This is a genomic window from uncultured Abyssibacter sp. (assembly GCF_964000955.1).
GTDB lineage: Bacteria > Pseudomonadota > Gammaproteobacteria > Nevskiales > OUC007 > Abyssibacter.
This window is the reverse complement of the sequence record NZ_CAXFCL010000011.1, coordinates 1-6,272: the sequence shown is the minus strand read 5'-3', so window position 1 is coordinate 6,272 and position 6,272 is coordinate 1. Positions and strand designations below refer to the sequence as shown.

General features: G+C 65.4%; 5 protein-coding genes. 2 read left to right on the top strand and 3 right to left on the bottom strand.

The annotated features are described in order from the left end of the window. The first annotated feature begins 157 nt into the window (after positions 1-157). A complete protein-coding gene (locus ABNS06_RS00430) occupies positions 158-1,168 on the top strand; it encodes an AraC family transcriptional regulator ligand-binding domain-containing protein (protein ID WP_348671909.1) in 1,011 nt (336 codons plus the stop codon). Positions 1,169-1,189: 21 nt separating this feature from the next. Here the strand turns inward: ABNS06_RS00430 and ABNS06_RS00425 are convergent, their stop codons facing one another. Together ABNS06_RS00425 and ABNS06_RS00420 are read right to left on the bottom strand one after the other, a co-directional pair. Beyond that, positions 1,190-1,957 carry a glucose 1-dehydrogenase gene (locus tag ABNS06_RS00425; RefSeq protein WP_348671908.1) on the bottom strand — a complete coding sequence of 256 codons (768 nt, stop codon included), beginning with the start codon at positions 1,955-1,957 and terminating at the stop codon, positions 1,190-1,192. 23 nt (positions 1,958-1,980) lie between these two features. Continuing rightward, positions 1,981-2,781, bottom strand: a complete 801-nt coding sequence (locus ABNS06_RS00420; RefSeq protein ID WP_348671906.1) for an SDR family oxidoreductase — start codon at positions 2,779-2,781, stop codon at positions 1,981-1,983. 178 nt (positions 2,782-2,959) lie between these two features. Between ABNS06_RS00420 and ABNS06_RS00415 the strand changes: the two genes are divergently transcribed. Further along, positions 2,960-3,859 carry an alpha/beta hydrolase gene (locus ABNS06_RS00415; protein WP_348671904.1) on the top strand — a complete coding sequence of 300 codons (900 nt, stop codon included), beginning with the start codon at positions 2,960-2,962 and terminating at the stop codon, positions 3,857-3,859. Between the two features lie 93 nt (positions 3,860-3,952). Here the strand turns inward: ABNS06_RS00415 and ABNS06_RS00410 are convergent, their stop codons facing one another. Continuing rightward, entirely contained in the window at positions 3,953-6,205 is a 2,253-nt protein-coding gene (locus ABNS06_RS00410) for a hydantoinase B/oxoprolinase family protein (RefSeq protein WP_348671902.1), read from the bottom strand. Between the last annotated feature and the right edge of the window lie 67 nt (positions 6,206-6,272).

The window sequence follows — 6,272 nt, the reverse complement described above, 5'->3', positions numbered from 1 at the left end:
TTTGGAATGACCAAACCTCTCTCCTCGCGCCTTGCCTGGCCTCATTTCAGGCGGCAACTTGGCGGCGTGAATAAATCAGTGCTTCCCTAAGTACAGATTGGCCGTTTTCACGGTCGGGGTATTGACTTTTCGAGACAATTCTTTTGCATTAGGAGACATGGCCACTCTCCTCAGAGCTGCCGGCATGCGCGGTCTGGCCGATGAAATGCGCGAACTCGGCGTACCCATCGAGCCGCTGATGGCGCAGTTGCAGATTCCGCTGGCGGCGCTGACCGAGGAGGAACTGCGGATCTCGCTGCAGGCCTACGTGCAGCTGCTGGAGATCGTCAGCCAGCGGGCCAACTGCCCGGATCTGGGTTTGCGGTTGGCGGCACGACAGGACATCACCATCCTCGGTCCGCTGGCCATCGCCATGCAGCACGCCGAAACCGTCGGCGACGCGCTTGCGGTCTGCGCCCGCTATCTGCACACCCACAGCCCGGGCATCCGCGTCAGCGTCCACCGCGATTCGCCCACGGCGGGCGAAACCTGCCTGCGCATGGCCTTCATCACGCCGGGCTGGCTGCCACGGCGACAGGCTGTCGAGCAGTCGCTGGCCGACCTGTTCAACTTTTCGAGCTGGATCGCGCAGGATCGGCTGCCCGCGCTGCGCGTGAGCCTGCCGCACGCCCAGCTCGCGGCCACGCCGCGCTACGTCGAAACCTTTGGCCGACCAGCCGAATTCATGGCACCGCACGCCGAAATCGTCGTGCCGTCGGAGTTTCTGGATCGCGGGCTCACCCAGGCCAGCGCGGCGCTGCACCAGATGAGCCTGGATTACCTGCAACTGGCCTTTCTGCCCGGCGAGCAGACTGTCGGCGAGCGGGTCGAGGAGGTGCTGCGGCGCGCGCTGGCGAGCACCCGCGGCCGCCGCGATATCGTCGCCAAGTTGCTGGACCTGCATCCCCGAACCCTGCAACGGCGGCTGGCCGCGGAAGGCCTGCGCTATCAGACCATTCTCGATACGGCGCGACGCGAGCAGGCCATTCACTGGCTGACCGAATCCGAGGTGCCGCTGTCGCAGATCGCCGGCATGCTCGGTCTGGCTGATCAGGCGGTGCTGACGCGCAACTGCCAGCGCTGGTTCGGGCGGTCGCCGGCACGGGTGCGGGCAATCGGGCCTTATTGAAGACACGCTCGGCATCGGCAATCAGGCCGTCATGCCGCCATCGACGACCAGATCGGCCCCGGTGACGTAGCTGGCCTCGTCGGAGGCGAGAAACAGCACTGCGCTGGCGATTTCCTCGGGTCGCGCGAAGCGCCCCATCGGAATTCTCGCCAGCGTGCGCTCGGCGAAGGCAGCCGCCTCGTCCTGCGGCAGCGTGCCCAACGCACCGGAGACCATCTCGGTTTCGGCGAAGCCCGGACACACCGTATTGACCCGGATCGCGTAACCCTGGCGCGCGCAGTGAATCGCCGCCGACCGCGTGAACAACCGAACGCCGGCCTTGCTGGCGTTGTAGGCGGGGATCAGCGCGTCGCCAAGCATGCCCTCGATGGAGGCGATGTTGACGATCGCGCCGCCGCGATGCCGCATCCGCTCGATCGCAAGCTGGGTGCCGGTGAACACGGCGTCCAGGTTCACGTCCAGGGTCTTGCGCCACTGCGCGAAGGACAGCTTCTCCACATCCCCGAGTATCGCGATACCCGCGTTGTTGACCAGTACGTCCAGCCCTCCCCACAGCGATTCGATGTGATCGACCGCGGCGGCCCACTGCTCGGCGCTGGTGGCGTCATGTAGCAGGAACGCCGCACGGTCCGCGGCATCCAGACCCGCCACCGCCGCCTCGCCGGCGTCGCCGTCCAGATCGGTGAGCAACACCTTCGCGCCCTCGTCCAGCAAGGCGCGGGCGGCCGCCAGTCCCAGCCCGCGTGCCCCGCCCGTCACCAGACAACGTTTTCCGTCCACTCGTCCCATGATCGTCTCCCTGAAGGTTGCCGCTACTGCGCCGTGAAGCCGCCATCGACGACCAGCTCCGCGCCGTTGACCCACTTGGCCGCATCCGAGGCCAGGTATGCCACCGCGCAGGCCACGTCCTCGACCGCGCCGAAACCCATCGGATGCACCGCCTCGAACTGGGTTCTGGCCGCCTCCTCGCTCTCGGCCAGGCCCAGCCGGACGAAGTCGCTCAGGAAGGCGTCGCCCATATCGGTCCGCACGATGGCCGGGTGGACCGAATTCACCCGAATACCCAGACCCAGCGCGGCGGATTCCACCGCCGCGGCCTTGGTCATGGACCGCACCGCGCCCTTGGAGCTGTGGTAGGCGCCGTGCGCCGGCGTGCCGATGATTCCAGCCACCGAGGACAGATTGACGATGGCGCCGGATCCGCCGGTCATCACCCGCATCGCGTGCTTGATGCCGAGGAAACTGCCGGTCACGTTGATCCGCATGACCCGCTCGAAATCCTCGACCTCGCACTGGGCGAACAGCGAAGCGGTTTCGATGCCGGCGTTGTTGACCAGGATGTCGAAGCCGCCAAACTGCGCCTGCATCGCCTGGCAGGCCTGTTCCCACGCGGCCTCGTCGGTTACGTCATGGGGGTGAAACGCCACCCGACCGCCCCGCCCGGCCAGCGATTCCGCGGCATGGCGCCCGGCCTCTTGCTCGATGTCGGTGATCAGCACGTCCGCGCCCAGTTCCGACAGCGCGTCGGCGATGGCGAACCCGATCCCGCGTGCGCCGCCTGTCACCATGGCCGTCCGCCCGCCCAGATCGAACAGTGTCTTGTATTGGCTCATTGGCAATGTCTCCTTTCCGCGATCGCAGGCTAGACCGACGACCGCGCCAGGCCACCCACCCGCTTGAGTAGGTTGGCTGGCCAAGCCATGCACGGATCGCCCATTCCATTGTGTGGAGACGCCGCCGCATGCGGCTGCGTAGCGTCTGGCGGACACCCCGCCCATCGAAGGAGACACGATGCGCAAGGACATCGAATTCCGCACATCCGACGGCGTCATGCTGCGCGGGTGGCTGCAACTGCCCGAACACGGTCAGGCGCCACATCCAGCCGTGGTCATGGCGCACGGATTTTCCTCCGTGAAGGAAGTCTTTCTGGACCAGTACGCCGATGTGTTCAGCGCCGCCGGGCTCGCCTGCCTGGTCTACGACCACCGCAACCTCGGCGCCAGCGACGGCATGCCGCGACTGGAGGTCGACCCGTGGCTGCAGGTCCAGGGCTACCGGGATGCGATCACCTTCGCCTCGCAGCAACCGGAGATCGACGCGAACCGGATCGGCGTGTGGGGCACCAGCTACAGCGGCGGGCATGTCCTGCCGGTCGCCGCGCTGGACAAGCGCGTGAAGGCGGTCGTGTCGCAGGTGCCCTTCATCTCCGGCCACGCCAACATGCAGCGCGTGTTCCGTGAGGAGGAGTTCGAGGCGTTGCGCGAGCGCTTCAACGCCGACCGCGTGGCGCGCTTCCGCGGCGAGGCGCCGGCCATGATTCCGGTGTTCGGTGAACGCGGCTCGCTTTGCGCTCTGCCGTCGCCGGAGGAATGGACGTTCATCCAGGAATCCGGCCTGCTCGGCACGGAACTGTGGCTCAACGAGGTCACGCTGCGCTCCACGGAGATGATGATGGAGTACGAGCCGGCGCAGTACATCGCGCAGATCACCCCGACGCCGCTGCTGATGATCCTGACGACACGCGACATCGTCACGCCCACGGATATCGCGCTGGATGCGTTCAAGCGCGCGCACGAACCCAAGGAACTGCTGCTGATCGAGGGCGGCCACATGGAGGTCTACGTGTCGCAGTTCGAGCGCGGCTCCGCCGCTGCCCGCGACTGGCTCGTGCGGCATCTGGCGGCCGGCTAAGGCCGGCCGGCGCCCCGCTTTTCGAAGACCGGAAACAACAACGCCGCCGGCCGAGCCTCTGCCCGACCGGCGGCGTATCCCACTGCTGACCCTCTAGCCTTTCTGCCGGAGCTGCATCACCTCGGCTTCCAGTTCGGCGATGCGCACATCCTTGGGATTGAGCATGAACTGGCTTTGCAGCGGCGCGTTGCCATCCATCGTCACGCGCTGCCCCATCATCACGCCGTAGACCTCGTCCTTGTTGTTCCAGCAGCCCATGAACGGCAGGTGCTCGGGCGGCTCGTCGGTGGTCCAGGTCTTGACGAACTCGTCGTAGGGCACGCCGCGGGCAAGCCGGGCCTTGCGCTCGGCATCCCGGGCCTGCTCGGTGGCGGCCTCGTCGATCAGCAGATTGTCCTCGTCGTAGACCACGTGATAGATCACCCGGGCGGTGTCGTGGGAGATCAGATCCTCTTCCAGATCCTTGGCCACGAGCTTCGGGTCGCGCTGCAACACGTCGCCGTAACCGCCGCCGGAGCCCTGGCACATCATGTACAACTCACCCGGCGCGGCCAGCTCGAAGGTCATCCCCATGTCATGCGTTGAGTAGGTCGCGCCCTCGATCGGCTGCTCGTTCATCAGGTAGCAGATGTCGAACTTGATCTTCGACGGGTCCTTTTTCAGCTCTTCGAAGATGTCGATGCCCTTGATCTTGCACAACGGATAGGCCGGCGACGCATAGCCGCCGAACAGGGGCTGCGCCGATGAGAACAGCGAGCCCGAGCAGCCGGTCATGAAGCCCCACAGACCGGAACGCCGGTAGGTGTGAATCTGCTCGTAGCCGAGACCGGAGCGCTGCTTGCCGAAGCCGACCCGGTCCTTGGCCAGGGTGAAGGCGCCCAGGCGGACCATGGGCAGATCCTCTTCCATCAGTTCGATCTCGCCCAGGTCGCAGTGCGCGGCGAACGGCGGGGACACCGAATGCTCGCCATCCCAGTGGCTGCGACCGCCCTGCCCCATGCCGTTGATGTCGGCGCAGAAGTTGCCGACATAGTCGCCGTGCTGGGTCAGGCCGCCGTAGATCAGCGTGGCCGGCTGGTCGTACTGCGGCGCCACCATCGCGGTGTAGCGATGCGGCAGGCTGTAATTCAGCTTGGCCATCGGGATGCAGGCGATGGTCATGGTCTTGAACAGCGGGATCAGACTCATCGCCTGCGGCGTCTCGAAGGAGCCGTTGATCAGGCTGTTGTCGTCGAAGATGAAATCGAAGGGCGTGAACACCGCCATGGTGAATGGCAGATCCGGCCAGATGTTCTGCATGTAGCCGGTGAACAGCATGGTCTTGAACGAGGCCTGACAGGCGTTGATCGACCGGTTCAGCAGCTCCGGTGACGAGCCGCGCAGGTCCACGATCATCTTGTCGCCGTCGACGGTGATCGCCATGTTCAGCTTGAGCATGGCGTTCTCGCGCAGCGTGGAGTCGGCGAAGGACACCGTACGGGTGGTGCCGTCCGGCAGTTCGGCGATGCGGCGCTTGACCTCCTCGACCACGTCCTCCAACTGCTTGCGCAGCATGATGATCAGCGCTTCCTCACCGTGTTCCTCGAGGATGGCCATGATGCGCTCGCGCAGGCGGATCACCGAGTACAGCCGGACCTTCATGTCTTCCAGCTGCAGCTTGGGATCGCGCACCGAGTTCTGCAGGAAGGTGACGATGTCGCGCTTGAGCTCGAAGTTCTCGGCGCAGCGGAACGGCGGCATCTTCAGGCCTTCGTCGTACTTGCTCTCGGCCGCCGCGGGCATCCCGCCCGGCTCGCAGGAGCCGTTCTCGCCCTCATGGATGGTCGCGGAAATCCAGCAAACCAGTTTCCCCTTCCAGAACACCGGCATCATCATCGACTGGTCGGTATTGTGGATGCCGCCGTAACGGGCGTCGTTGTGGATGAAGGCGTCACCTTCCTTGACGCCCACGGTCGGCTCGTCGGTCCAGTACTTGTTGATGAACTTGATCGGGTAGAACGCCGCCGCCGCGAACCCGCCGACGCCATGCGGCGCGATGAGCGACAAATCACCGGCTGCGGTGAAGACCGCCGTGGTCATGTCGCCCCACTTCGCCCCGGGCGCCGCACCCATCTGCTCGATCATCGTGTGGGTTTCGTCCAGCGCGGCGATGATCAGCCCGCGGACCTCGTTGGTCTTGTGCGGATCGACCTCGCCGGAGAGCAACTGGTCCTCGATCGCCGACCGCGGCTCGATCCGGTGGTTCTCCATGATCGCCGGGTCCGGGGCGTAGAACATCTTGTTATCCTGGACGAACCGGTTGAGCAGTTCCTGCTGCTCGGTCGTCAATTTCACTTGTTCGTTCATTGTGTGTCTCCTCGAATTCCGTGGGTCAGTCCGCGCAGGTGAACCAGACCGCGTTCTGCTCGGCGGC

Excerpts from the sequence above, each read along its gene's own strand:
- ABNS06_RS00420 (WP_348671906.1), bottom strand. The coding sequence starts at position 2,781 with ATGAGCCAATACAAGACACTGTTCGATCTGGGCGGGCGGACGGCCATG.
- ABNS06_RS00425 (WP_348671908.1), bottom strand. The coding sequence starts at position 1,957 with ATGGGACGAGTGGACGGAAAACGTTGTCTGGTGACGGGCGGGGCACGC.
- ABNS06_RS00410 (WP_348671902.1), bottom strand. The coding sequence starts at position 6,205 with ATGAACGAACAAGTGAAATTGACGACCGAGCAGCAGGAACTGCTCAAC.
- ABNS06_RS00415 (WP_348671904.1), top strand. The coding sequence starts at position 2,960 with ATGCGCAAGGACATCGAATTCCGCACATCCGACGGCGTCATGCTGCGC.
- ABNS06_RS00430 (WP_348671909.1), top strand. The coding sequence starts at position 158 with ATGGCCACTCTCCTCAGAGCTGCCGGCATGCGCGGTCTGGCCGATGAA.